The following is a 24,272-nucleotide window of genomic DNA, read 5'->3' as shown; positions in this document are numbered from 1 at the left end:
CACTTTGAAAGTATATCATCTACCTTTTTTTACAACAATATAGTTTCGTTCATCTTTTTCATCGTTTTTTCTGTTTTATTATTACTTTTTTTACTACAAATTAATTTTTTATAATTTTAATTTTTATATAATTTTATTTTTGCATTTAAACATATAAAAAAGACCACTTTTTGTGGTCTTATAATATACTAAGTATTGTTATAAATACTAAACTAATCATTGATACTGCTAATAATATTTTACATTTTTTAATTTTTTTGGGCCTTTCTATTGTTTCTTCTATATCTTCATTAATTTCCTCAGTATCTATTATATCTGCTTTTTCATACATTACATTACTTAAATCTATTAATATATCTTGTAAATATTCATATTTTTCATTTCTACTTAATAATTTTTTTATAATATTTATAAATTTATCATTGCCATTGATCGCTATATTTTGGTTCCAATTAATACCTTTATCTATGTTTTTTAGCATTTCTTCTTCATTTTTACCTTCTTCAAAAGGAAGCTTTTTAAATATAGATTCAAATAGTATTATTCCTAAGGAAAATAAATCACTATCTAAGTCAGTGAAATTTATGCATAGCTGATGTGGACATAAATATCTAAACTCTCCCCCAGCTCTTATATTTATTCCATTATTAGCTTTTGTTGTTTGGAAGTTTAATAAGCGTATATTATAATCTTTATCTACAAGTATATTAGTTGGGTTTAAATTTCCATGATACACATTATTTTCGTGAAGTATTTCTAATGCTTTTACAATCTGAGTTGCTATATTTATTATAGCTTCTAGGTGTAAATAGTTCCCATTTATCATATTTACTAAGGTTATTCCATTATAATATTCACTTACCATATAATAAAGTGTTGTAAGTTCTGTACAGTGAACACCTACATCGATGGTTTTTGATATGTACTTTGAGTGTATGTTATTTATCATAGTAGTTTCGTCTATTAAGTTAGTTATAAAATTACTTTCCATATACTCATTATGTTCAACTACCTTTATAAGTACTTTTTTATTGTCAAATACATCTCTTGCTTTATATATTTTATTTAATTCAAGTTGCCCATCGCAGTTTAAAAGTTCATATCTATTGCCTATAAAAGTCACATATTCCCCCCCTTTCTAAATTCTGCTATTAATATTATATGTTTAATTATATCAACATTTGTATCCTTTTTCCATATGTTATATATTCATATGATTTTTTATATTATTCGGAGGAATTTTGATATTTTTTAGTGTAACTTAAATTTTCTTATTATTTATTTTCTTTTAATACAATTATTTTAATAATGTTTTTATATTTTATATATAAATATTTAATAATTATAAAATCTACTTAAGTATTTTTTTGTATACATATTTAAAATTTATTTTACTTATTTATGTACTATTTCTTACAAATTATAAAGTATTTATATAATTAATTTTACTCTTTTATAATCTTTATCTTTACTTTGTTTTATATTTAGATATTTTTAGGTATATTTTAACATAATTTATAATAATTTACTGTTGAACTGTTATAAAAGGAATTTAAAATATAAAATTTAATACTTATATATACTCTTATAAAGTGTGGTGATTTTAATAAAAAAAATACTAATTCCTATAATTACCTTTTTTAGCTTTTTTGCTTTAGGCTTTAATAACTCAACTTCTTCTAATTACAAGTCTGATATAGTTGTCAAGGGAATAACACTTAAAGTATCTCTTATTCAAACAGCTTATGAGTTATATAATGTCAATGTAAAAAATCCAAAAGAGTTTAATGAAGATTTATATAAAAGTACTTCTTACGATGCTTATAAGCATTATATATGGTTAAAAGATACTTATAATGATATGGATGATGATTTGAAAAATTCTCTTTATGATATATTTACTACAAATGATTCATGGAGCTACTCTAATGCCGTTATAGGCTTAGATGATAATTCATCTTTAGAAGATATAATTAAAACTATATTAAATGATGATTATTTAAATTTATCTCCTTCTTTTTGTAAGGAGTTTGATAATTTTTTTACATCTTTTTATGAAGATTATTTTAAGTCTTATTTTTATAAAAACAAAGCTTCCTATGAAAAAAAAGCTAATGATATAAATAATCTTTTAGCATCTAAAGAAGTAGATATTATAAATTTTATAGAAAGTTCATCAGGATTAGATATTGATAATGGTTACTCATATACATTTTACTATTCTTTAAATCCTGTTGAATCACAAGGATTTAAAAGCAATAAAAAATTAATATCAACAATACCTAAAAATACGCCTTATAAAGATATAATAAGTATTCCTCTTCATGAGTTTTCTCATATAATATTTGAATACTTTGTTAATAGTGATGAGTTTTTAGATGCTTATGAAAAATTAAAAGATGATAAAAAGCTAACTAAAATGTATGATAAAGTAGGAAAATATGCTTATAATTATAAAGGCTTTTGCTCAGAAAACTTAATAGAAGGTTTTTCTAAATTCTTAAACTATAGATACTTTCAAGGGGTTTATGAAGAAAACATATATGTTTATGATTTAGATTTTTATAGATATTTAAGAAAGTTAAATTTTAATCCGCAAGCTTCATCTTTAAAAGATGTTAGTATAAATTTTTTGGAAAAAACATTAAACTTATACCCTTAAGCATCAATTATATACCCTAATTTAATCCCCTCTATATTTATAGAGGGGTTATTTTTAGCCACCATATCATTTTAATGATAATAAAACCTTACACATTGTATTTATCTCTTCTTTAGATAAATCATCAAACTTAGATAACCTTTTTACAATATCTTTTATTAACTCATTTTTATAATTTTCTTTACTATATATTACATTATCAGTATAAATAATTTTAGATTTTCCAAGGCTTTTTTTAATCAATTTACTATTTTTTTTAATCATTTCTGCTTTTCTTTTTCTTACCTCTTTTTTTATAAAGTAAGTTGATAGTGTAGATGTAACAGAACCTATAAAACCAATTCCCATTATCATAAGTATAGATGCAGTTAATTTACCTAATGTACTTATTGGATATACATCTCCATATCCAACTGTTGTAAATGTAACTATACTCCACCAAAGGGCAGCTCCTAAACTCATATTTTCAACAGATGACATTACGGTTGCACTTATTAGCACAATAATTATTGCTATACCTATAGTGTAATTAAAGTTATTAGTTTTCATAAATTCTGATAGTTCATTATTAGTACGTTTTATTATAGCAAGTAGTCTTATAACTCGAGTTATCTCTGATACTCTTGTTACCCTTCCTACTTTTAGTATATCTAAAGCTCTAAAGACTTTAAATATAGAGTAAAGAGGTATTATAGATATTAAATCTATTAAGTTTTTCTTAAAGAATTTTTTCTTATTTTTACTTTTATAAAGTCTAGTAAAATAATCTATTACAAATATTGACCAAACTATGAAATCTATAATTTGAAATACTAATCTAATTTGATAACTTAAATCTAATGTAAGTTCTAATATTAATATTATAGCTATAACTATAGATAAAATAGCCATAGCCAGATTATATGCAATATATTTTCGTCTCATATATTATTAATAGTATAAATAACTTCCATTTTCAAAGTGCCAATTTCCCTTATAGCCTTTTTCATATGCTCCTATTTCAAAATGAAGCATTGATATTCCTAAATCCACATCTTCATAGTTATGATTTTTTTCTTTTATTACTGCTTTTACTTTTTTATTTTTTAATTCATATCCTATTTCTTTTTTATTTAAAGCACTTGGAGATTTTTCAGCAAAATTTATACCATTTAAAACCCAATCCGGTAATTCTTCATCTTTTTCTATTATAATATGTGAATTTTTACCTCTACTTATAGATTTTACAACCTTCTCTTTTACAGAAAGTTCTTTAGGTGAATGACCTATAGCTATTATGCACACTAGTTCTTCTTTATCATTAAATTTAATGTGTTTTTCACACTCTTTTTTATCATATGTACCTCCAATCCAACAAGTTGAAAGTCCCATAGCTACAGCTTGAAGTACTATCATTTCTCCATAGTACCCTATTTTTTGCTTATAATTTAAATTTTTACTATTTCCAACTAAAGCTACATAAGATTTAGCACCACTTATAAGTCCATAAGATGCCTTAAATCCATTTAAACCTTCATCTCCATTTTTTATAAACTGTATATTAAGTGAAGACTCTTTATTTATCTCATCTATTAAATTAATTAATGTTAATATATCACTATCACTTATTTCTCTATGGCTAAAAGTTCTTCTAGATATTCTTTTATCCACAGCTTCTATCCAAGCTTTTCTAATTTCCATATAATATCTCCTTTCTATATAAACTTATTATATAGTTTGTATATTCTTTTCTTTTATATTTATACTCTTTTTTAAATCTTTACTATCACCTTTATGAAGTATTTTATCACAAGTCATATTTATACCTATAGCTCCTATTGGTGCGGTTATAAGTACACTTAAAATTGCAATAGCTTGCATAATCTCACCACCTACTATTCCCATTTCTAAAGGTATAGAAGATTTTGCTGACTGAACTGTTGCTTTTGGAAGATATGCTATCATACAAAATACTTTTTCTCTTATAGTTAGATTAGTTCCTATTAAAGATATAAATACTCCTATTGAACGAACACTTAATGATATTGTAAGTATTATAACTCCTACTATAAAATATTTTCCTACTAATGTAGGATTTATATCCATTCCTACAAATGTGAATAAATAAAGCTTTCCTATTTTCCAAAGTCGATTCATTGTGTCTAGTATTTCTTTAGAAACATCTTTCATGTAGTTTCTTATTAAGAATCCATAAATCATAACAGCAAGTAGTGAATTAAATACCTCTACATGTAAATTTTTCTCTATAAATCTCATACCTATACATGTTAAAAATGCTATTATTACTTTTATATTTTTATTGTCAACTTTAGATATTATAAACTTACTTATTTTAAATATTAAAAAACTTAATACTAAGCTTATTATTATAGTAAGAGGTATCATTATAATTTGATTAAATATAGATACACTTTCTCCTGTAAAGCTTTTAGTATATAGTGTTAAAAATGTTGTAAATAATGTTATAGCTACTGTATCATCACAACTTGCTCCCACAAGTAACATCTGTGGTATAGCCTTATCTTGGCCTAAATTTCTCTCAATTAGTGATACCATAGCTGGAATAAGCACAGCAGGGCTTACTGCTGCTATTATAAATCCAAGTATAGCTCCTTGTATAAAAGTAAAATCTAAAAATATGGTACACAAAAATGCTATTGTAAATCCTTCTAGTGTTGCAGGTATTATACTAAGTAGTACTGCTGGTCTTCCTATTTGCTTTATTTGAGATACATTTATCCCAAGTCCACCTATAAATAATACTGTAACTAATGCTATATCTTTTATACCTGAAGATACTTCTAGTGTTTCTTTTGGAACTAAATTAAATATAGATGGACCTATCACCATCCCTAATACCATCATTCCTATTAAAGATGGTAGCTTTACCTTTTCTACTAGTTTTCCACTTATATTTGCTAATATCCCTATTATTACCAAACTAATTAATATAATCATAACTTCCTCCTTTATTTTGTAATTTGCAAAAAAATAGACTCCTACCCTTATAAAAAGAGTAGGAGTCATTAGCTTTCGCATTTAATGGCGAACTCCATCGCCTATTTAATTAATACTTATATATGATATCATACAATGTTTTTATAGTAAATTGTTTTTATAATACTTTATATTATCTTTAGTTTAAATGTTTAATATATTTTTTATATTAGCTTGTTGTGATACTATATTTATATACTATTACTAGGGGGGTTAGTTATGATTGAAATGACTATAAAGGAACTTTTTGATGTAGGAGTAAGTTTTGAAAGTGCTGTAGGGGAAGGTACTAAATCAGAAAGAGCTAGAATACCGAAAAATTATGCTAGAATAAATTTACCTAAAGAAATTGAATCAAAAATAATGAATATTGATTTAGAATTAAATTTTTTGATCTCAGGAGAAATATGGTGTCCTGATTTTCAAATAAATACAACAATACTTAAAAAGTTTTGTGATTTAAATCCAAACTTTAATATATCTGTTATAACTATGGCTCGTGGTAAAAAATTTCTATCTCCTATATTAAATATTGATAAAGAAAATTTTAAAGGTCCTACTATAGTAGTTTTAGATAAAAATTTTAATATTATAGGATACTTTGAAGAAAGACCAAAAGCTGTTAAAGATGTAAAAAACTTTGATGATATAAAACTTGATTACTATAAAGGAAAATATATACTAGATAGCGTTAATGATTTGCTTGATATAATATGTAATATATAATTTTTATTATATTTCCTAGCTAGTACTAATATATTTTAATAAATGGCTTATCTTTTAGCTATATTAGTACTATTTAGGGGGTGTTTTTTATTATTATAGAATTAAATATTTTACAAACATTAATATTAGCTGTTTTTATGCTTTTAATGGGTAGTATTATTAAAGATAAAGTAAGAATTTTAGATAAATTTTGTATACCTTCTCCCGTTGTTGGAGGTCTTTTATTTTGTATATTAAACTTACTTTTAAAATTCTTTAATATATGTACTATAACTATGAATACTAGTTTAATGAGCTTTTTTATTTCTTTTTTCTTTACTATAGTTGGTCTTTCTTTTAGCTTTTCATTAATAAAAAAAGGAGGCAAGGACTTATTTAAATATTGGATACTCTGTGGTATATTATCATTTTGTCAAAACCTACTGGCAGTAGTTTTAGCTAAATTTACTGGTATACATCCCTTACTTGGCCTTATGTGTGGGACTATATCAATGGAAGGTGGACATGGATATGCTGCATCCTTTGGCTTTACTATAGAATCTCTTGGAATTTCAAATGCATCTAGTGTTGGAATAGCATCAGCTACCTTTGGTCTAATATTTGCAGGGCTTTTAGGTGGACCTGTCGGAAAATTTCTTATAGAAAAAAATAACCTAAAATATAATAATATTAATACTTCTTTAATAAAAACATACACAAAAAACATATCTTTAACTAGAAGTACTTCTACTTTAAATTCTACTTCATTCTTAGAACAAATTTTAGTTGTTTTTCTTTGTATAAATATTGGTGAACTTATTTCTAATATAATATATACATCTACTAATATATTAATCCCTACTATAAGTGTATGCATATTTATTGCCGTAATATTTAGAAACTCTAATGATAAATTTAAAATTTTAAATCTTGATTTTGATATTTTAAATTTACTTAGTGATATTTCCTTGGGAATATTTTTGACCATGGCACTTATGAGTATTGATTTATTTAAGCTATCTAGTTTATTTGGCCCTATAATAATTATTGTTGTATCTCAAGCAATTTTTATAGTGTTATTTGCAATATTTGTAGTATATAAAGTTTTAGGTAAAAATTTAGATGCTGCTATTATGGTAAGTGGGCTTATAGGACATGGGCTTGGTGCTACTCCAAATGCATTAGCTAATATGAGTTCTGTATGTCAAATATATGGTGAATCAAAAAAAGCATTTTTAATAGTTCCTTTAGTTGCTGCATTCTTACTTGATGTATTTACTATGCCTTGTATATTATTTTTTATAAATATCTTTTCTTAAATTTATTTAAATGATTAAAAATTTTTAAGTATTGCCATACTATAAATATAATTTGCTATAGGAGGTAATAATATGGAAACTAATTTACTATGTCTAGAAAAAGAATGTGCTTTCAATAAATCTGGTAGCTGCTATGCTTCTCATATAAAAGTAGAAGGATATGATGCTTACATAACACCTGAAACTTATTGTGATACATTTAGAGACTCTTCTTCTTTTAGTTTGTCAAATTATGGTGGAAATATATCCTTAACAAGTACTCAAAATATTTCATGCAGTGCTGATAACTGCAAATATAATATAAGTGGTGGATGTAGTGCTTCTTTTGTTCAGATAAATCCACAAAATGCTAACTGCGAAACTTTTATTACAAAATAACAAAATTCGCTTCGCTCATGTCGCCAACGACTTTGTCCGTTGCTCAAAATATCATTTTTTACATTTTCAAACCTATTGATATATATTATTTTCATGAGTCATCAACAGTTTTATGCTTAATGTAATTTCCTTTAATGTAAAAAAAGGATAGATTTTATCAATCTACCCTTTTTTTATGCTACTTGTTTTAATTCTTCAACTTCTTCTAGTACCCCTAGTTTCTTAGCTACTAGTTTTGTTGTACTTGCTTGAACTATAAGAGTTACAAGTATTGTCATAAATACTACTGAAGATATTATTTCGTATCCAGGAAGTTTCATTGATACTATTATCCCTGATAATGCTGCTGGTATTACTCCTGTTTCTCTAACCCACATCATAAATAATCTTTCTTTAAATTTCCATTTAGCCTCTTTATCAAATGCTGTACATATTAAAACTACAAGTGGTCTTGCTATAAACATTAATACTAATACAACTATTAAAGATTCCTTCCAATAAGCAGAAAGTGATGTTAAATCAACTTGTGTTCCTAGTACTACAAATATCGCCATACGACATAATGCTCCTATACTCTCTCTAAATAAGTGCTCTGAATGGAAGTCATGTTCTGGTACCCAAAGTCCAAATATTTTTTTATTTCCTGCTATAAGACCTGCTATAAATACTGCCATATATCCACTACCATGTAATAATGTAGCTACTTCATAAGCTAATGCAACTTTAAGTACTGACATTATTGGTGCATATGAATGGAATATTCCCCATTTTTTGTCTGATATTAATAATGAGAATATATATCCAACTGCCACACCAACAACAACCCCACCTAATGCAGATATTAATAATTCACCTGCACTTTTGCCAAGAGAAAATTCTCCACTAGTTATTATTCCAAGTAAAGTTGAAACTATTATAGCTCCTACAGCATCATTAAATGCTGATTCACTAACTACAGTTTGCTTTATTTTATTTTTTATAGTAACTTGTTTAAATACTGGTATAAGTGCTGCTGGGTCTGTTGATGCTATAACTGCTCCCATTAAAAGAGCTGTCATAATTTCTATATTAAATATTTTTCCTGCAAATACTCCTACAACTACAGTAGATATTAAGACTCCAATAGTTGCAAGCATTCCTACACTTATCTTGACCTTGTTAAGTACTTTTAATTTAACTTCTCTACCACCTTCATATAATATAAATGCAGATCCAAATGTAAGTATTAAATTATTTTCAATAGGAAAAGATTCTATACTAATTAGGTTTAAGACTGCTGGTCCTATTATTATCCCTGCTATTAAGTATAATATAACATCAGGTACTTTTATTATTTCACTCACTTTTCCAAGTACAATACCTGTTATTGCAATTGCAGCAAATATTAGTAACAATCTATTAGTTGCAATTGCTTCTAATGTATTTTCCATAATATCATCTCCCTTTGTCGTTTTTGTAAGTTTTTTGTCGACAATTCTAATTATATTACCGCAAATTGATGCAGTCAACCTTTTTATACAAAAATTAATTTAATTTATTATATTAATATTTCTAACCTTTTATTTTATCAAAAGCTTATATATCTAAAGTCACTTTAGTTATTTTCAAAAAAAGTGTTAAGGTATTTATCTACCTTAACACTTTTTAATTATTTATATACTCTATTTTCATATACTTTTTTAATTAATTTCATATATATATCTTTTTCTTCTTCATCAAAATCATGAGTTACTTTATCAAACCATTCTTTAAATATACCACTTAATGAACCTAAAGCTTCCTCACCTTTTTTGCTTAGTGTCAGCCTATATACTCTAGTATCTATTTTATCTTGTTCTTTATTTACATAGCCAAGTTCTACAAGTTTTTTTATTCCTCTTGTTACCATAGCCTTATCTATATTAAGTTCTATAGCTATTTCATTTAAACTTATTCCACTACGTCTTTCTATTAAAAGTAAGTATCTTAAATTTGATATAGCAAAATCATAATCTTTTAACGCATTTTCTGCATACTTTCTAAAATCTTTATTTATTTCCATTTTATACTTATTTACTAACTCAATTTCCACCTTTTCACCTCTATAAAATTACTAGTTCACTCTATTATATATGATAGGATCTATAAATCCAAATGTTATTTTTGAGTTTTTGTAAAAAACTTCACTTACATATAATGTATCTTTTTCTATTCTCTCTTTTAACACAAATTTTACCTCTTTTGAAAAATAACTAACACTTTCTCCTTCAAATACTCCGTCTTTTTCAAAGTATACCATAGGTGTAAATTTGTTAGATTCTTCTAGAGTATTATAATCTAATTTTAAATCTAAGTTATCATTTCTAAAATCTTCTTTTGATATATTATTAGGTATTTCATATGATTTTAATACTACTTGATTATTTTCATTTAATTCAAATAAAAATAAATGAGGTAATATATTTTTTCTCTCTCCCATTTCATAATAGCTTTCTTCTATTATAAAATATCCTTTAAAGTCTTTTGGTAAATTTATTATTTTATCATTTGCTATACCATTTATATGCTTAGCTTTTGGGTGAGTTAAATTACCTTCTTGTTTTTGTTTATGTATTTGTTTATCATTATTAAATACTCCACATAAATTTTTTACAAACATTTCTAATACATTCATACATATTCCTCCTTTTTAGTTGATACAATCAATAATTTTTATTGATATTTATACCCCATTTTTATTTTTTCTACCAATTGAAAAATATTTCTTTATTACTTTTATACTTATGTAATATATTGCTATTATTTATATTATCATTTTTTAGATAAAAAAGGTGAATTTATATTCACCTTTTTTATTTAGACAATTTAATTAATATATTTATTTAAAAAACATAATATTTATTAAAGTCGATACTACTGTCATACTAAACCCTACCATAATCTCATAAGGAAGTAATGTAAATCTCTCTTTTATACCCATATTTACACTCTTTGCACTTGTATGAAATAATGATCCATGAGGTAACTGCTCAAAAGCACTAGAACCTGCATTTACAATGCTTGCTCCATTTAAAGCTGAAAATCCTGAACTTATTATAGCTTCTTTAAAAGTTGATGATGCTATAGTTGCTCCTGCTGTTGATGATGCCGTTGCTAAAGACATTAGCATCCCAGATATTGGTGCTAATAAAAATTGTGGTACGCTTAATACTTCAAGTACAGTTATTGTACTATTTTGAAGATTAGACATTTGTATAATACCTGCAAGTGTTCCTGTTCCTATTAATAATATACATACTCCTTGCATTTGGCTAACTCCATAGGCTAAATAGTTATTTAACTTTTTAATATTTCCTGTTGCAATTACACAAACTATTCCTCCTAAAGGTAGTGCTATTAATGGATCTATGGAAACACTAGATATATTACCTAGAAATAATAACCATATAGATACTAAAGGCCCTATCAAAGATCTAAATAAAGTAGGCATTTCCTTTTTTTCTTGTAATATATTACTTTGTTCAAACTTGCTACCTTTATCTATAATCAACTTAGTTAATATTACAGTTATAAATATTCCACATATAGCAGGCACTATATTTGATGCCATTACATTTGATAAAGTTATATTAAAATTTTCTGATACTGCTAAAGTGTTTGGATTTGGTGATATTATATTTCCAGCCTTTCCTCCTCCAGCTAAAGCTAAAAGTATAGATATTTTAGAATAAGATAACTTATTTCCTATGTACATACCTATAGGTGCAACAGTTATAATAGCTACATCTAAGTTAACCCCAACTCCTGCTAAAACCATAGTTGATATAGCTATTCCTAAAATTGCTTTATCTGTTCCTAATAACTTAATTATTTCTTCAGATATCTTATTTACTGATCCTGTTTTTATCAAACATCCTGCTAATACTCCTGATGCTAAAACTCTTAATATAGATGGTGATATATCTTTTGCTCCATTTATCATATACTCTACAGTTTGTGATAAATGACAACCTCCAATCAATCCACCAACTAAAGCTCCTAACATTAAACTATACACAGGTTGAAATTTCTTAATTATAAGAATTATAGCTGTAAAAAGTCCAAATATTGCCCCAAAAGTTGTTATCTGCATACAAATCCCCCTGTTAAATTATATTAAACTAATTAAATTTTATTTAATAAGTTTAATATAATTTTATGTTTTTACTACTATTTTGTCAACTATATATTAATTAATTAAATTCTATTTAACATTTATTAATATGCATTTTATGCTATAATAAATATATTGTTTAAGTTTTATAAAAATTTTAACTAAGGTGATTAATTATGAATGATTTAAATATTGGTATTAAAATCTGTGAAATAAGAAAAAAACAAGATTTAAGCATAAGAGACTTAGCTAAACTAGCAGGTGTTACACCATCTTTACTAAGCCAAATAGAAAGAGGGCTTGCTAATCCTTCAGTTAATTCATTAAAATCTATAGCCTCTGCTTTAAATGTTCCATTATTTACTTTCTTTATGTCTGAAGTTGATAAAAGAAATTTAATAGTCAGAAAAGATAATAGAAAAAAAGTTATTCTTCCTGGAAATAATGATGTAGTCTATGAAGTATTATCTCCAGAAATTAATGATAATTTTGAATTTGCTATAATGAACCTATCTCCTAACACTAGCTCTTGTACTAATTTTATAGAACATAAAGGATATGAGATAGCTTATATATTAAGTGGTGAAGCTAACCTATACATAGATGAAGATAAATTTACTTTATATGAAGGTGATAGCGTTAAAGTTCCTATTGGTTCTAGACATCGTTGGGAAAATATAACAAATAATGATACTAAAGTAATATTTGCCGTTATATTATAAAAAGAGCCTAATGGCTCTTTTTATCTATGTTTTAAATATACACTATATTCTTTTATTGTTTCATTTATATTTATAGTTATTAAATACTCGTTATAGTGTGCATTATAAGGCTGTTTATATTTTAAGTTTATTACAAATTCACTATCTTCTAATTCTAATAACTCACTATCTTTTAAAAATTTTCTTTCTATCAATTCTAAAACTCTTTCCAAATAAATCTCCCCCTATAAGTATTTACCACTTATATACCCATTAATATATTTTACTATCTCTGTTTATATATTTTTAAAGTTTATCCTTTTTCTTATACATTTTCCAAGTATATACGCTAATCCTACTTTTATAAAATCTACAATTAAAAATGGTACTACACAAGTTAGTAGACCTTTAAAAAAACTTACTCCTGCTATTAAGCTAAATTGAAAAGTACCTATTATATAGCTTATAAAAAGTGCTATTAACATTGAAAGTAAAAGTAATATATTATTTTTATATTTTTCAAAAAAATATCCAACAATATATGAAACTATAGGAAATGATATTAAGAAACCTCCTGTAGGTCCAACTAATACACCTATTCCTCCACCCATTTGAGAAAATACAGGTATACCTATTAGTCCAAGGCTTAAATATATAACTTGAGATAAAAAACCTAACCTAGGACCAAGTAATATTCCACAAATCATAACAGAAAACATCTGCATAGTAAGTGGTACAGTTGTAAAAGGTATTGGTATTGATATTTGAGCAAGTATAGCTGTTATACTTGCAAATATAGAACATATAACTAATTCTTTAGTTGATAATTTCATATTTTTCTCCTTAGTATTTATACTATAAAAGTATTATACCAAAATTAACTACATTTTAGTACAATCCTTTAAAACTATATATTACTAACTTTTCTTTATTATATCTTTATTTAACTATTTTTTATAACTTTAAATAAAAACACCATAGCAATTTTGCTATGGTGCCTTATTTATTATAAAACTCTCTTAGCTCCTACGTGAGCATTTTTCCAGTAACTATTGTTTATACTAGTCTTTTGAACTACATCTCCTGGTTTTGGAGCATGTATCATTTGTCCATTACCTATATATATACCAACATGAGTTATTCTTCCACTTCCATCAGTACTAGAGAACATTAAGTCTCCTGGTTGTAAGTTATTCCAACTTACAGATCTACCTACACTATATTGAGCTGTTGAAACTCTAGGTAATGTTATTCCAACTTGCTTATATACATAGTAAGTTAATCCTGAACAGTCAAAGCTATTAGGTCCTTCTGCTCCCCATACATATGGCTTTCCTAGTTGTGCCATAGCTGTGCTTAATACCTTTTGTACTTTGCTTTGAGATGTTTGTCCATTGTCTGAACTACTATTACTTCCTGAACCTGTATTTGAGTTAGATAAGCTTATGTAGCTTGAACTTCCCCATCCTACTTTTCCATTTGATAATTTTACTTTATACCATCCATTTGAGCTTTCTAATATATCTACTCTATCACCTTGATAAGCTTTAGTTATTACGCCATAGCTAGTGCTTGGGCCACTTCTTATATTTAAAGCTGCTGTTGTTATTGTTCCTTTTTTACCTGTAACAGGTGTAGAAATTTCTCCACTATTATTATTTCCTGAACCTGTGTTTGAGTTAGATAAGCTTATATAGCTTCCACTTCCCCATCCTATTTTTCCATTTGATAATTTTACTTTGTACCAACCATTTGAGCTTTTTTCTAATATATCTACTCTGTCACCTTGATAAGCTTTAGTTATTATACCGTAGCTAGTACTTGGGCCACTTCTTATATTTAAAGCTGCTGTTGATATTGTTCCAGTTTTTCCTGTAACTGGTGTAGAAGTTTCTCCACCATTATTTGCATTGTTTCCTGAACCTGCATTTGAATCAGATAAGCTTATGTATCCACCATGGCCCCATCCTGATTTACCATTTGAAAGTTGCACTTTATGCCATCCATTTGAGCTTTCTAATATCTTTACTTGATCTCCTTTATAAGCCTTAGTTACTATAGAATGAGATGTAGATGCACCACTTCTTATATTTAAAGCTTCAGTTGTTATTGTTCCTGTCTTTCCTGTTATTTGGTTTGAGCTATTGTTGCTGCTTGAACCAGATATACTTATATAGCTTCCACTTCCCCATCCTATTTTTCCATTTGATAGTTTTACTTTATGCCATCCATTTGAGCTTTCTAATATTTCAAGTTTATCTCCTTGATGAACTTTTGTTACTATTGAATAACTTGTACTAGGTCCACTTCTTATATTTAGTGTACTAACTGTTACAGTTCCTGTTTTTCCATCTGCAAATGCACCTGTAGTCCCCATAGCTAGTCCTACTGTAGTAGCACATACTGCTACTGCCACTTTTCTATCTAACATTTTTAACCTCCCATTTTTATTTCTTATACAATATATAATTTAAAGTTTTTATTCTCAAAATAATTCTTATATATATTATATACTTTATTTGTAAATTTGTTATGAATTTTTTTACATTTTTTATATTTTTTTATTATTTTGAGTAAAAATGGGTATAATATTGTTTGATTTTTAATTTTAATTAACTTTTTTTATTATTTTCTATATATTTTTGTCGGATTATAGTATTATTTCTAACTTTTTTTATTTTTTATATTTATCTTTTTAGTCCTATATTATTTTTTACAAAAAAATAAAACACTAAGAAATTCTTAGTGTCAATCTAATATTATTTTTATAATATCGCCATTACTTCTTTCTAGGTGTGCAACTTCGCCACTTATATTTTCATCTAATGCTTTTGTAGCTAAGCTTATAAGTTTTTTACCATCAATTATATCATCTAAGTCATTAAAAAAGTCTAATGCGTTATTTTGTATCATTTTTTTAACAAAGTTTACGGGTAATTTTATATGAATTTTATCTCCATTATGAGATAAGACTTTTACTCTTAAAAGTTTTTCATCATATACTCTTTTTATATTTTTCCCCATATAAATACTCCTTACTAATATATTTTCTTAAAATTTTTAATCACATATTTCCAAAATTATGTTTATTAAAATCCTTTAAGGGAATATAATTTTTATGTAATATAAAAACTTATACTTAATCTATATTTTATACATACTTTTTTTATTACTAATTGAACATATTTTTTATTTTGAGTTTATAATAATTTTATGATAAAATCTTTAATTATAATATTTAAGGGGATGAAAGTTTTGTTTAATTATATAAAATTTGCAATTTATCAGTTCATTGGCTTTTTAGGAACTTTGCCTAAGTTGCTTAAATATAAAAATAATCCTGGTAAATATTCATCAAATGAACAATTTAATGTATTAAAATCACATGCTCTAAAATCACTAAAGTTAGTTGATATAGATGTAAATATTTTAGGAAAAGAAAAAATCCCTAATGAGCCAGTTTTATTTGTTGTAAATCATTCTAGTATGTTAGATAGTTTTATACTAATATCTAGTGTAGATAGACCTATTGGATGCGTTATAGCAGATGAGCCTATTTGGAAAAATATTCCTATACTAAGAGATTGGACTAAACTTATAAAATGTGTATACATAAATAGAAAAAATAATAGAGAAGGCATAAAAAGTATTATACAAGCATCTAAAAATATAACTTTAGGACACAGTATGGCAATATTTCCAGAGGGAGATTTAACTTGGGTAAAAGAACCTAATTCTTTAGTATCAACTTTTAGAAGTGGTGCTTTAAAAATAGCTTATAAGGCAAATTGTCCTATAGTTCCTTTAGTTATAAAAAACTCTCAAGGTATTTATGATGGTTATGAGCCTATTGGCAAAATTCACTCAAAATCTATAGAGGTTGAATTTTTAGACCCTATATACAAACATATAGATAATACTAAGTTAAAATCTAGTATATTAGCTGACCATATAAAAAATAAAATGGAAGATAAAATGTTAGAGTTTAACTATAAAGAAGAAAAGAGTATGGCTTAAACCATACTCTCTTTTAATATTTTTACTTCATCACCTATATTTATAGTTCCTTCACTTATAACTTTTACAAATATACCTTCTCTAGGCATAACGCAGTCACCTGTAGTTCTTTTTATTTCACATCCTCCATGGCATTTTTTACCTATTTGAGTTACTTCTACTTCACATTCACCTAGAGTTAATCTAGTTCCTACAGGAAGTTTGTATACATTTATTCCTTCTGTTGTTATATTTTCTGCAAAATCACCAAATTTTAAATGATCAAATCCTCTTTCTCTCATTTTATCTATACTTTCTTTTGCTAGTAACGATATTTGTCTATGCCAATTTCCTGCATGTGCATCATTAACTATTCCATGATTTATTTTTAAAGTAGCTTTATCTACAGGTACTTTTACTACACCTTTTTTTTCACTTATATTTATAGATACGATCTTAGCCATACTCCCCATCCTTTTTTAAAATTTGAAATTTCCAGACTTACCACCACTTTTTTCTAGCAGATGTACATCCTTTATTACCATTTTTTTATCTATAGCTTTGCACATATCATATATTGTAAGTGCTGCTATTGTTACTGCACTTAAAGCTTCCATTTCAACACCAGTTTTTCCCACTGATTTACACGTTGCATATATATTTATTATATTCTCTTTTTCATCTATATTAAAATCTAAATCACAACCTACTAAATTTATCTGATGACACATAGGAATATTCATTGGTGTATTTTTAGCACCCATTATTCCTGCAACCTGTGCTACTGATAATACATCACCTTTTTTAACTTGTCCATTTAATATCTTATCTATTATTTCTTTATTTACTAATATGCTAGCTTTTGCAGTTGCAGTTCTTTTTGTATTTTCTTTATCTCCTACATCAACCATTTTTGCATATCCCTTTTCATTTATATGAGTTAGCATATTATCCTCCTATTTGATACATACTCCTTTTAGTATCACTAACTTTATTTTCATTTAAGTAATGTCTTTCTGGTTTGTCTAATATTATCTCTTTTAATACTTCTCTAAAAATTAATGGCTTATTTAAGTAGTATTTTATATCATACTCTTCTTCTGAATGAAGACATAATTTAATAGTTCCATTTTGAGTTATTCTTATCCTATTACACTCACTACAAAACGAACATGACATAGGAGTTATTATTCCAACTCTTCCCATTGAATCTTCTAATTTGTAGTATTTAGCAGTAGAATTTTCACTACTTTCTATTTTATATAATCCATCTATTTGACTTATCACATCTTGTATATTAACATATCCATTTCTATATATTTTACTAGCCTCTCCTAAAGGCATAAGTTCAATAAATCTTACATCAATATTATTAAATTTTGTCATAAGTATAAAGTCTGGTATTTCATTTTCATTAAATCCACTTATAAGTACACAATTTATTTTAACTTTCATTCCAAGTTCTAAGCATCTAGATATAGATTTTAATACTTCTTTTATATCTCCATTTCTAGTAATACTTTTATATTTATATTCTTTTAATGAATCTAGACTTATATTTACAGTTCTAAGACCACTTTCATATAATTCATATGCCATATCATAAAGACCTATTCCATTAGTAGTTATAGCTACATCTTTTATATTACATTCTTCATAAGTGTATCTTATAATTTCTGATAAACCTTCATATAATAAAGGTTCTCCTCCTGTAAATCTAATTTTTGTTATTCCTATTTGCGATAATCCATTTATAATAAATTTATAATCATTTAAACTAAGTGTATTTTCGTATTCATTAAAGCTTACATCATCTGGCATACAATAAACACATCTTAGATTGCATTTTTCAGTTAAAGAAATACGTGCATAATTTATATTTCTTCCATATTTATCAATCATAACTAGCTACCCTCTTTTTTGCCTATTTTATATAACTAATTATATACTATTTTTAGTTGTAATGGCACATTCTGTTGCCTCACCTTTTAATATTTCTATTCCATGAGGTAATACATCTAACACAAACCCTAAATTTTCTATTGCACCTTTAGGGCTTCCTGGCAAGTTAATTATAATAGAATTGTTTCTTATACCACTTATTCCTCTACTAAGTATTGCTTTTTTAGTTATTTCACTAGATTTTAATCTCATATATTCACTTATACCTGGAATTTCCCTTTCTAAAACTTCTTTTGTAGCTTCTGGTGTTGTATCCCTTTTAGAAAAACCTGTTCCTCCATTAGTAAGTACCAAATCAGCTATATTATTATCACAAATATTTATAAGTTCTTCTTTTAACATGCCCTTATCATCTTTTAACAGATTATAATGTACTACTTTGTATTCATTATTTTCTTCTATATACTCTTTTAGCTTTTTTCCCGTTATATCTTCTCTTTCTCCTATATATCCTTTATCACTAAGTGTTACTATAGCTACTTTAAACATATTTACCTCCCAATTTTATATTATTTAGTATGTTTTCTATGTGATAATTCCCCTTTATTTTTTACTAATAATAATTCAGCCATTATACCAAAGGCTATTTCTGAAACATCATTTGACGATATATTAAGACCTACAGGTGCATATACCTTATCTAATAATTCTTTTTCTACACCTTCTTTTAAAAGTTCTCCTTTTAATGTATTCCACTTTTTCTTACTTCCTATCATGCCTATATAAGAAGGATTTTTCTTTATTATTTCTCTTAATGCCTCTAAATCTTTTTCATATCCTCTAGTTGCAATTATTACGTATGTGTTTTCATCTATATTTATATCATTTAATATATTATCTATATTTCCAGAATATACTTCATCTGCACTTTCAAATCTTTCTTTATTTGCAAATTCTACTCTATCATCTACTATTATTTTATAAAAGTCTAATGTATTTGCAATTTTATATATATTATAACCTACATGTCCTCCTCCGACTATTAAAAGTCTTGGTCTTGGTTTAAATACTTTTATAAAGCCACAAACTCTTCCACCACACTGCATAGGAGTATCTTTAGAGTTTTCATCTAAAGCATGTTTAAATACTCTATCACCCCCACTATCTAATGCTTTTTTACATTCAGTTATTACTTCGTGTTCTAATATTCCTCCGCCTACAGTTCCTAGTATACTTTTATCATTAAAGTACGCTAGTGTAGCACCTACTTTTCCTGGACTAGAACCTTTTACTTCAGTTATAGTTGCAAAAGCTACCTTATTTCCACCTTTCACTTCTTTACTTATTCTGTCTAATATCATCTCATCCATAATTACTTCTCCTATCTAGCTTTTGACTATTTATTATAAAATCTTACAACTTCCTCTAAAACACTTCCAGCTATACATCTAGCTTTATCTGATATTGTATAACAATTATTAACTTCTTCAATTCTTGGGTCTATATCTAGTATTTTTAATCCTTTTACTATATTAGACTTATTTCTTATAATTCCTCTTAAAACTCCATCTATATTTGCTTTTACATCAATTTTTTCATTATCTTTGTTTATTATATAAGCTAGTACTTCTCCTTTTTTTACTACACTTCCTATACTAGCTATATTTTCTATAATACCACTTTCTTTTGCATACCCGACTCTTTCTTTTCCTATACCATTTATAACTCCTGGTGTAGATGTATTTTTTAGAGCATATCCACTATTTATGATTTTTCCTAAATTATGACCCCTCATAGTTTCAATTACTATGTCTACATCTTTACCCGCACAAAATCCTGGACCTAATGCAATAGTAAGCTTAGCCATATCTTTATTTGTCCCTAAATTTTTTTTAGCTAGAATACAATCTATTACTATATCCGGTTTTAAATATTTTATATACTCTCCTTTTTCATCAACAACTAAAGCTACATTCTTATCTTTTATAGCTTTTTTTATCTCCTCTATATTATTACAAAGCTTTGCACAAACACCTTCAACACTAAATTCTCCTTCATAAACAGCTTCACTAAAACTTACATTTCGCCTTATTGCCAATGGTTTTTCAACTTCCAAACAAACCACATCAAACCCACATCTATTTAATCTATGTATTACTCCACTGGCTAAATCTCCTGCACCTCTTACTACTATCATATTTCGACCACCCTTCCAAACATTTATCAATATAAATATTTTTATTAATAGTATTATACAATACATTTATATTTTTTAATACATTATAATTCGTAAATATTTTATATAATAATGTTTATTAAAAGCTTTAATTTTTATATAAAATAAACTTTTATACAATAAAAAAGTATAGCTACACCTATTAGTATAGCTATACTTTCTAGTTTAATATTTATCATACTTATCAAAATCTTCATTTTTCTTTTCTTTTTTTCTTTCTATTATTTTAACTATAATAAGTACTATACTTCCAACTATAATAACAAAAGGTGTTCCTATAGCAAGTATTAAAGCTATTATGAGCCCTATATTACTCATCAATAACAACTCCAGTACCATATGCTAACATTTCAGCAGCTCCTTGCATAACTGCTGCTGATGTTAATCTAAACCCAATTATCGCATTAGCACCTTGTGCTTTAGCATCTTCTACCATTCTAGCTATTGCTATTTTTCTAGCTTCTGCTAACATCTCATCGTATCCTGTAAGTTCTCCACCAACTAATTGCTTAAAACTTGCACCTATATCTTTTCCTATATGCTTTGCTCTAATTGTACTTCCTTTTACTAATCCCTTAACTTCTATAATATTCTTACCTGGTATACACTCTGTAGTTAATATTAACATATATATCCTCCATCTTATTTTATACTAAAATATTTTCCTATTACTAATGAGTATATATTATTCACCTATTTTATTCTATAAACTTTACTATTTTAATATAAAAAAATACCGATAAAAATTATCGGTATTCTTTAAACTATTTCTAAATTATTTTCTCCTGATTTTATACTAGAGTTATTTTTATTTTTAGTACTTTTTCCTATAAACTTTCCTAGCTTTATATTTCTAAATATAGTAGATACAAATATTATACCTAATGCTAATGCACCAGATATTGCTAATGTATTTACCCCATATTCTATAGCCTTCATATAATCTCCTACTATAAACTGATACATTGTATTATATACTCCATATCCTGGAACCAAAGGAATAAGGCAACATACACTTAATGTTGTAGCTGGTGTTTTATATATTCTTGCACATATTTCGCAGTATATACTAAAGCATATAGCAGATATAAAATATGATATTACATCTGATCCTATACAATGTAGGGAAAATTTGTATGAAAACCAAGCTATGCCTCCACCTATTCCTGCTACTATTAGTCGCTTTCCTTTTATATTAAATATAATTCCAAATCCTATTCCTATAAAAAAAGATGCTATTGATTCTATAATCATACTACATCCCTCCCATCTGAAGATACATACTTATTACAAATCCTGTGCCAACTGCAATAGATACACCTATTAATAAAGCTTCTGCGACCTTAGTAAGCCCTGATATTAATTCTCCTTGCATAATATCTCTTATAGAATTTGTAAGTGCAAGGCCTGGAACTAAAAGCATTATACTTCCAGCTATTATTTTATCTATCTCATGTATAAAACCAATATCATACATTAATACAGAAAATATAGCTACTACTCCTCCACATAAACTATTTATAAAAAATTCATTTAATGATGATTTGCTTAATTTGTTATATATATATTTTATTATGATACCAATTATAAAAGATCCTAAAATAGCATTAAAATTACCACCAAACAATAATGTAAACATAGCTGTTGATATACCTGAAAATAATAATACTATATTATCCTTATACATATCATCCTTACATATTTTTTCTAGTTCTAGTTCACATTCATCTATGCTTAACTTATCATGATATATCTTTCTCGAAAGAGAATTTATATTATGAACTCTATTTAAATTTACACCTCTTGAGTTAATCCTTTTAACTACTGAATATATCTTACCATTAAGAAATATAGAAACCATTACCGCTGTAGGTGTTGCAAATACTTCTACTTCATCTACATCAAAAGACTGACAGATCCTTGATATAGTTTCCTCTACTCTATACGTTTCTCCTCCACTTTGAAGCATAAGTCTTCCTGCATTGGATGAAAAATCTAAAATTCTATCAATGTTCATAATACACCCCCCTTAAATTCACACAGATTCCATTATAACATAATATTTATTTTTTATATTATGTTTTTGTATATTTATAATAATTAAAATTTTAGATAAATTTAGAATTTTTAAATGTAAATACTAAAGCAATATACGTTAATTTATGTTTTTAAATAAAAAAATAAACTATAAAAATTAAATTATATAACTTTTATAGTTTATCTTCATTATTATATATCACAACATGCAATTCCAAGCACTCCAGGTCCTGTATGTGCACATATGCAGCTTCCTATATTTACAACAACAATGTCTTTTACTTTTAGATTTTCACATAAATTATTTTTTAATATTTTTAAATCTCCTTCATTATCTCCATAACCAATTATTATAGTCTTATTAGTTAAATCTTCACCTTGTTGTTCTTTTATAATTTCTACTATATTGTTTATTACTTGTTTTTTACCTCTCGCTTGTGAAAAATGTTTAACTAATCCTTCATCTAAACGAAGTATTGGCTTTATATTTAACATATTTCCTATTGTAGCCTTAGCTAAAGACATTCTACCACCCTTTTGCAAATACTCTAGCGTTTCTACTGTAAATAAAACAGATAAGTTATTTTTTAAATTTGTCAGATGTTTTATTATCTCTTCTATACTTTTGCCTTCTTTAGCTAACTTAGCTGCACTAAGTACTAAGCATGTACTTCCTATAGATAATGATAATGTATCAAATGTGTGTATATTTTTGTTTTCTATATCATTTTTAGCCATAACAGCACTTTGATATGTACCAGATGCGTTAGATGATCCTCCTATATACAAAATCTCTTCATATTTATCTATGTATTTTTCAAATGCATTTTTAAATGACATATACGTAACTTGAGATGTTTTTGGTAAACTTTCATTTTCCCTTAGCATTTTATAAAATTCATCTTCAGTTAGATCTACTCCATCTATATATTCTCTACCATTAAAAATTATGCTAAGTGGTACTACTTCTATATCATATTTATCAATAAATTCTTTAGGTATATCCGATAAGCTATCACATATTATTTTTATATTATTCATTTTTCCTCCAACTTTTTAACTCTTCTTTTATATCTAAGTTATTACTTTAAGTTTTAATACCAGGTATTAATATCTTAGCATAATAATATTTTTATTTCAATATTTTAAAGTTAATTTTTTACATATTTTAGATTATTTCCAAAATATTCATTAAGTTACATAAAAT

At 26.2% G+C, this 24,272-nt stretch carries 29 protein-coding genes and 1 riboswitch; of the genes, 6 read left to right on the top strand and 23 right to left on the bottom strand.

Annotation, left to right across the window (positions count from 1 at the left end; genetic code table 11):
* Positions 1 to 178: 178 nt before the first annotated feature.
* Positions 179 to 1,123: a protein kinase domain-containing protein gene (locus I1959_RS06375; protein WP_195237478.1), complete on the bottom strand. Its 945-nt coding sequence runs from the start codon at positions 1,121 to 1,123 to the stop codon at positions 179 to 181.
* Between the two features lie 474 nt (positions 1,124 to 1,597).
* Here I1959_RS06375 and I1959_RS06370 point away from each other — a divergent pair, with 474 nt between their 5' ends.
* Positions 1,598 to 2,662: a hypothetical protein gene (locus tag I1959_RS06370; protein ID WP_207733539.1), complete on the top strand. Its 1,065-nt coding sequence runs from the start codon at positions 1,598 to 1,600 to the stop codon at positions 2,660 to 2,662.
* 66 nt (positions 2,663 to 2,728) lie between these two features.
* On the opposite strand, the gene I1959_RS06365 is transcribed toward I1959_RS06370, so the two are convergent.
* Genes I1959_RS06365 through I1959_RS06355 form a run of 3 tightly spaced genes read right to left on the bottom strand, consistent with a single transcriptional unit; the run spans position 2,729 to position 5,620 of the window.
* Positions 2,729 to 3,586, bottom strand: a complete 858-nt coding sequence (locus I1959_RS06365) for a potassium channel family protein (RefSeq protein ID WP_092925044.1) — start codon at positions 3,584 to 3,586, stop codon at positions 2,729 to 2,731.
* Positions 3,587 to 3,592: 6 nt separating this feature from the next.
* Positions 3,593 to 4,342 (bottom strand): nitroreductase family protein, encoded by a 750-nt coding sequence (locus I1959_RS06360; RefSeq protein ID WP_195237471.1) that lies wholly within the window; start codon positions 4,340 to 4,342, stop codon positions 3,593 to 3,595.
* 27 nt (positions 4,343 to 4,369) lie between these two features.
* Positions 4,370 to 5,620: a cation:proton antiporter gene (locus I1959_RS06355; RefSeq protein ID WP_195237461.1), complete on the bottom strand. Its 1,251-nt coding sequence runs from the start codon at positions 5,618 to 5,620 to the stop codon at positions 4,370 to 4,372.
* A 52-nt stretch (positions 5,621 to 5,672) separates the two neighbouring features.
* Positions 5,673 to 5,731: riboswitch (Fluoride riboswitch) on the bottom strand.
* Positions 5,732 to 5,878: 147 nt separating this feature from the next.
* On the opposite strand from I1959_RS06355, the gene I1959_RS06350 reads away from it, so the two are divergent.
* The 3 genes from I1959_RS06350 (at position 5,879) to I1959_RS06340 (ending at position 8,061) form a co-directional block, all read left to right on the top strand.
* Positions 5,879 to 6,385 (top strand): thioredoxin family protein, encoded by a 507-nt coding sequence (locus tag I1959_RS06350; protein ID WP_195237459.1) that lies wholly within the window; start codon positions 5,879 to 5,881, stop codon positions 6,383 to 6,385.
* A gap of 80 nt (positions 6,386 to 6,465) precedes the next feature.
* On the top strand, positions 6,466 to 7,683 hold the full coding sequence (gene gltS / locus I1959_RS06345) for a sodium/glutamate symporter (protein WP_240275690.1): 1,218 nt from the start codon (positions 6,466 to 6,468) through the stop codon (positions 7,681 to 7,683).
* Between the two features lie 72 nt (positions 7,684 to 7,755).
* Complete coding sequence (locus I1959_RS06340; RefSeq protein ID WP_166505706.1) at positions 7,756 to 8,061, top strand: DUF1540 domain-containing protein; 306 nt, start codon at positions 7,756 to 7,758, stop codon at positions 8,059 to 8,061.
* A 173-nt stretch (positions 8,062 to 8,234) separates the two neighbouring features.
* On the opposite strand, the gene I1959_RS06335 is transcribed toward I1959_RS06340, so the two are convergent.
* The 4 genes from I1959_RS06335 to I1959_RS06320 form a co-directional block, all read right to left on the bottom strand.
* Positions 8,235 to 9,491, bottom strand: coding sequence for a cation:proton antiporter (locus I1959_RS06335; protein WP_092925034.1), 1,257 nt, complete (start codon positions 9,489 to 9,491; stop codon positions 8,235 to 8,237).
* A 218-nt stretch (positions 9,492 to 9,709) separates the two neighbouring features.
* Entirely contained in the window at positions 9,710 to 10,132 is a 423-nt protein-coding gene (locus I1959_RS06330; protein ID WP_092925032.1) for a MarR family winged helix-turn-helix transcriptional regulator, read from the bottom strand.
* A gap of 21 nt (positions 10,133 to 10,153) precedes the next feature.
* Positions 10,154 to 10,714, bottom strand: coding sequence for a hypothetical protein (locus tag I1959_RS06325; RefSeq protein ID WP_092925030.1), 561 nt, complete (start codon positions 10,712 to 10,714; stop codon positions 10,154 to 10,156).
* Between the two features lie 204 nt (positions 10,715 to 10,918).
* Positions 10,919 to 12,172, bottom strand: a complete 1,254-nt coding sequence (locus tag I1959_RS06320) for a GntP family permease (protein WP_195237457.1) — start codon at positions 12,170 to 12,172, stop codon at positions 10,919 to 10,921.
* Between the two features lie 197 nt (positions 12,173 to 12,369).
* Here I1959_RS06320 and I1959_RS06315 point away from each other — a divergent pair, with 197 nt between their 5' ends.
* Positions 12,370 to 12,915 carry a helix-turn-helix domain-containing protein gene (locus tag I1959_RS06315; protein ID WP_092925026.1) on the top strand — a complete coding sequence of 182 codons (546 nt, stop codon included), beginning with the start codon at positions 12,370 to 12,372 and terminating at the stop codon, positions 12,913 to 12,915.
* Between the two features lie 20 nt (positions 12,916 to 12,935).
* Here I1959_RS06315 and I1959_RS06310 read toward each other — a convergent pair whose 3' ends face one another.
* The 4 genes from I1959_RS06310 to I1959_RS06295 form a co-directional block, all read right to left on the bottom strand.
* On the bottom strand, positions 12,936 to 13,127 hold the full coding sequence (locus tag I1959_RS06310) for a hypothetical protein (protein WP_092925024.1): 192 nt from the start codon (positions 13,125 to 13,127) through the stop codon (positions 12,936 to 12,938).
* A gap of 63 nt (positions 13,128 to 13,190) precedes the next feature.
* Entirely contained in the window at positions 13,191 to 13,727 is a 537-nt protein-coding gene (locus I1959_RS06305; RefSeq protein ID WP_092925022.1) for a biotin transporter BioY, read from the bottom strand.
* A gap of 173 nt (positions 13,728 to 13,900) precedes the next feature.
* On the bottom strand, positions 13,901 to 15,325 hold the full coding sequence (locus I1959_RS06300; protein ID WP_195237456.1) for an SH3 domain-containing protein: 1,425 nt from the start codon (positions 15,323 to 15,325) through the stop codon (positions 13,901 to 13,903).
* Between the two features lie 317 nt (positions 15,326 to 15,642).
* Complete coding sequence (locus I1959_RS06295; protein ID WP_195237454.1) at positions 15,643 to 15,918, bottom strand: hypothetical protein; 276 nt, start codon at positions 15,916 to 15,918, stop codon at positions 15,643 to 15,645.
* Between the two features lie 231 nt (positions 15,919 to 16,149).
* Here I1959_RS06295 and I1959_RS06290 point away from each other — a divergent pair, with 231 nt between their 5' ends.
* On the top strand, positions 16,150 to 16,911 hold the full coding sequence (locus tag I1959_RS06290; protein ID WP_195237453.1) for a lysophospholipid acyltransferase family protein: 762 nt from the start codon (positions 16,150 to 16,152) through the stop codon (positions 16,909 to 16,911).
* Here I1959_RS06290 and I1959_RS06285 read toward each other — a convergent pair.
* From I1959_RS06285 to I1959_RS06235, 11 genes are all read right to left on the bottom strand, one after another.
* On the bottom strand, positions 16,908 to 17,354 hold the full coding sequence (locus I1959_RS06285) for an MOSC domain-containing protein (protein ID WP_176579609.1): 447 nt from the start codon (positions 17,352 to 17,354) through the stop codon (positions 16,908 to 16,910). The two genes, I1959_RS06290 and I1959_RS06285, sit on opposite strands and share 4 nt — an antisense overlap.
* A 15-nt stretch (positions 17,355 to 17,369) precedes the next feature.
* On the bottom strand, positions 17,370 to 17,837 hold the full coding sequence (gene moaC, locus I1959_RS06280) for a cyclic pyranopterin monophosphate synthase MoaC (protein WP_176579610.1): 468 nt from the start codon (positions 17,835 to 17,837) through the stop codon (positions 17,370 to 17,372).
* Position 17,838: 1 nt separating this feature from the next.
* Positions 17,839 to 18,792: a GTP 3',8-cyclase MoaA gene (gene moaA / locus I1959_RS06275; RefSeq protein ID WP_166505712.1), complete on the bottom strand. Its 954-nt coding sequence runs from the start codon at positions 18,790 to 18,792 to the stop codon at positions 17,839 to 17,841.
* 39 nt (positions 18,793 to 18,831) lie between these two features.
* Positions 18,832 to 19,341, bottom strand: a complete 510-nt coding sequence (locus I1959_RS06270; protein ID WP_092925008.1) for a MogA/MoaB family molybdenum cofactor biosynthesis protein — start codon at positions 19,339 to 19,341, stop codon at positions 18,832 to 18,834.
* 20 nt (positions 19,342 to 19,361) lie between these two features.
* On the bottom strand, positions 19,362 to 20,162 hold the full coding sequence (locus tag I1959_RS06265) for an XdhC family protein (protein ID WP_195237452.1): 801 nt from the start codon (positions 20,160 to 20,162) through the stop codon (positions 19,362 to 19,364).
* Positions 20,163 to 20,188: 26 nt separating this feature from the next.
* On the bottom strand, positions 20,189 to 20,989 hold the full coding sequence (gene yqeB / locus I1959_RS06260; RefSeq protein WP_240275685.1) for a selenium-dependent molybdenum cofactor biosynthesis protein YqeB: 801 nt from the start codon (positions 20,987 to 20,989) through the stop codon (positions 20,189 to 20,191).
* A gap of 204 nt (positions 20,990 to 21,193) precedes the next feature.
* Positions 21,194 to 21,346: a hypothetical protein gene (locus I1959_RS06255; protein WP_176698662.1), complete on the bottom strand. Its 153-nt coding sequence runs from the start codon at positions 21,344 to 21,346 to the stop codon at positions 21,194 to 21,196.
* Positions 21,339 to 21,656 carry a heavy metal-binding domain-containing protein gene (locus I1959_RS06250; protein WP_092925002.1) on the bottom strand — a complete coding sequence of 106 codons (318 nt, stop codon included), beginning with the start codon at positions 21,654 to 21,656 and terminating at the stop codon, positions 21,339 to 21,341. The genes I1959_RS06255 and I1959_RS06250 overlap by 8 nt, the downstream gene beginning before the upstream one ends.
* 131 nt (positions 21,657 to 21,787) lie before the next feature.
* Positions 21,788 to 22,282, bottom strand: coding sequence for a threonine/serine exporter family protein (locus tag I1959_RS06245; RefSeq protein WP_092925000.1), 495 nt, complete (start codon positions 22,280 to 22,282; stop codon positions 21,788 to 21,790).
* Position 22,283: 1 nt separating this feature from the next.
* On the bottom strand, positions 22,284 to 23,045 hold the full coding sequence (locus I1959_RS06240; protein WP_092924998.1) for a threonine/serine ThrE exporter family protein: 762 nt from the start codon (positions 23,043 to 23,045) through the stop codon (positions 22,284 to 22,286).
* A gap of 212 nt (positions 23,046 to 23,257) precedes the next feature.
* A complete protein-coding gene (locus I1959_RS06235) occupies positions 23,258 to 24,106 on the bottom strand; it encodes a DegV family protein (protein ID WP_195237451.1) in 849 nt (282 codons plus the stop codon).
* Between the last annotated feature and the right edge of the window lie 166 nt (positions 24,107 to 24,272).

This window comes from Romboutsia sp. 1001285H_161024_C4 (genome assembly GCF_015550185.1).
GTDB lineage: Bacteria > Bacillota > Clostridia > Peptostreptococcales > Peptostreptococcaceae > Romboutsia_C > Romboutsia_C hominis.
Note: the sequence above shows the minus strand (reverse complement) of the source record. Positions and strands in the feature narration are given on the sequence as shown.

Excerpts from the sequence above, each read along its gene's own strand:
- I1959_RS06365 (WP_092925044.1), bottom strand. The coding sequence starts at position 3,586 with ATGAGACGAAAATATATTGCATATAATCTGGCTATGGCTATTTTATCT.
- I1959_RS06360 (WP_195237471.1), bottom strand. The coding sequence starts at position 4,342 with ATGGAAATTAGAAAAGCTTGGATAGAAGCTGTGGATAAAAGAATATCT.
- I1959_RS06355 (WP_195237461.1), bottom strand. The coding sequence starts at position 5,620 with ATGATTATATTAATTAGTTTGGTAATAATAGGGATATTAGCAAATATA.
- I1959_RS06350 (WP_195237459.1), top strand. The coding sequence starts at position 5,879 with ATGATTGAAATGACTATAAAGGAACTTTTTGATGTAGGAGTAAGTTTT.
- I1959_RS06340 (WP_166505706.1), top strand. The coding sequence starts at position 7,756 with ATGGAAACTAATTTACTATGTCTAGAAAAAGAATGTGCTTTCAATAAA.
- I1959_RS06335 (WP_092925034.1), bottom strand. The coding sequence starts at position 9,491 with ATGGAAAATACATTAGAAGCAATTGCAACTAATAGATTGTTACTAATA.
- I1959_RS06325 (WP_092925030.1), bottom strand. The coding sequence starts at position 10,714 with ATGAATGTATTAGAAATGTTTGTAAAAAATTTATGTGGAGTATTTAAT.
- I1959_RS06320 (WP_195237457.1), bottom strand. The coding sequence starts at position 12,172 with ATGCAGATAACAACTTTTGGGGCAATATTTGGACTTTTTACAGCTATA.
- I1959_RS06315 (WP_092925026.1), top strand. The coding sequence starts at position 12,370 with ATGAATGATTTAAATATTGGTATTAAAATCTGTGAAATAAGAAAAAAA.
- I1959_RS06305 (WP_092925022.1), bottom strand. The coding sequence starts at position 13,727 with ATGAAATTATCAACTAAAGAATTAGTTATATGTTCTATATTTGCAAGT.
- I1959_RS06300 (WP_195237456.1), bottom strand. The coding sequence starts at position 15,325 with ATGTTAGATAGAAAAGTGGCAGTAGCAGTATGTGCTACTACAGTAGGA.
- I1959_RS06295 (WP_195237454.1), bottom strand. The coding sequence starts at position 15,918 with ATGGGGAAAAATATAAAAAGAGTATATGATGAAAAACTTTTAAGAGTA.
- I1959_RS06285 (WP_176579609.1), bottom strand. The coding sequence starts at position 17,354 with ATGGCTAAGATCGTATCTATAAATATAAGTGAAAAAAAAGGTGTAGTA.
- moaC (WP_176579610.1), bottom strand. The coding sequence starts at position 17,837 with ATGCTAACTCATATAAATGAAAAGGGATATGCAAAAATGGTTGATGTA.
- moaA (WP_166505712.1), bottom strand. The coding sequence starts at position 18,792 with ATGATTGATAAATATGGAAGAAATATAAATTATGCACGTATTTCTTTA.
- I1959_RS06270 (WP_092925008.1), bottom strand. The coding sequence starts at position 19,341 with ATGTTTAAAGTAGCTATAGTAACACTTAGTGATAAAGGATATATAGGA.
- I1959_RS06265 (WP_195237452.1), bottom strand. The coding sequence starts at position 20,162 with ATGGATGAGATGATATTAGACAGAATAAGTAAAGAAGTGAAAGGTGGA.
- yqeB (WP_240275685.1), bottom strand. The coding sequence starts at position 20,989 with ATGATAGTAGTAAGAGGTGCAGGAGATTTAGCCAGTGGAGTAATACAT.
- I1959_RS06255 (WP_176698662.1), bottom strand. The coding sequence starts at position 21,346 with ATGAGTAATATAGGGCTCATAATAGCTTTAATACTTGCTATAGGAACA.
- I1959_RS06250 (WP_092925002.1), bottom strand. The coding sequence starts at position 21,656 with ATGTTAATATTAACTACAGAGTGTATACCAGGTAAGAATATTATAGAA.
- I1959_RS06245 (WP_092925000.1), bottom strand. The coding sequence starts at position 22,282 with ATGATTATAGAATCAATAGCATCTTTTTTTATAGGAATAGGATTTGGA.
- I1959_RS06240 (WP_092924998.1), bottom strand. The coding sequence starts at position 23,045 with ATGAACATTGATAGAATTTTAGATTTTTCATCCAATGCAGGAAGACTT.
- I1959_RS06235 (WP_195237451.1), bottom strand. The coding sequence starts at position 24,106 with ATGAATAATATAAAAATAATATGTGATAGCTTATCGGATATACCTAAA.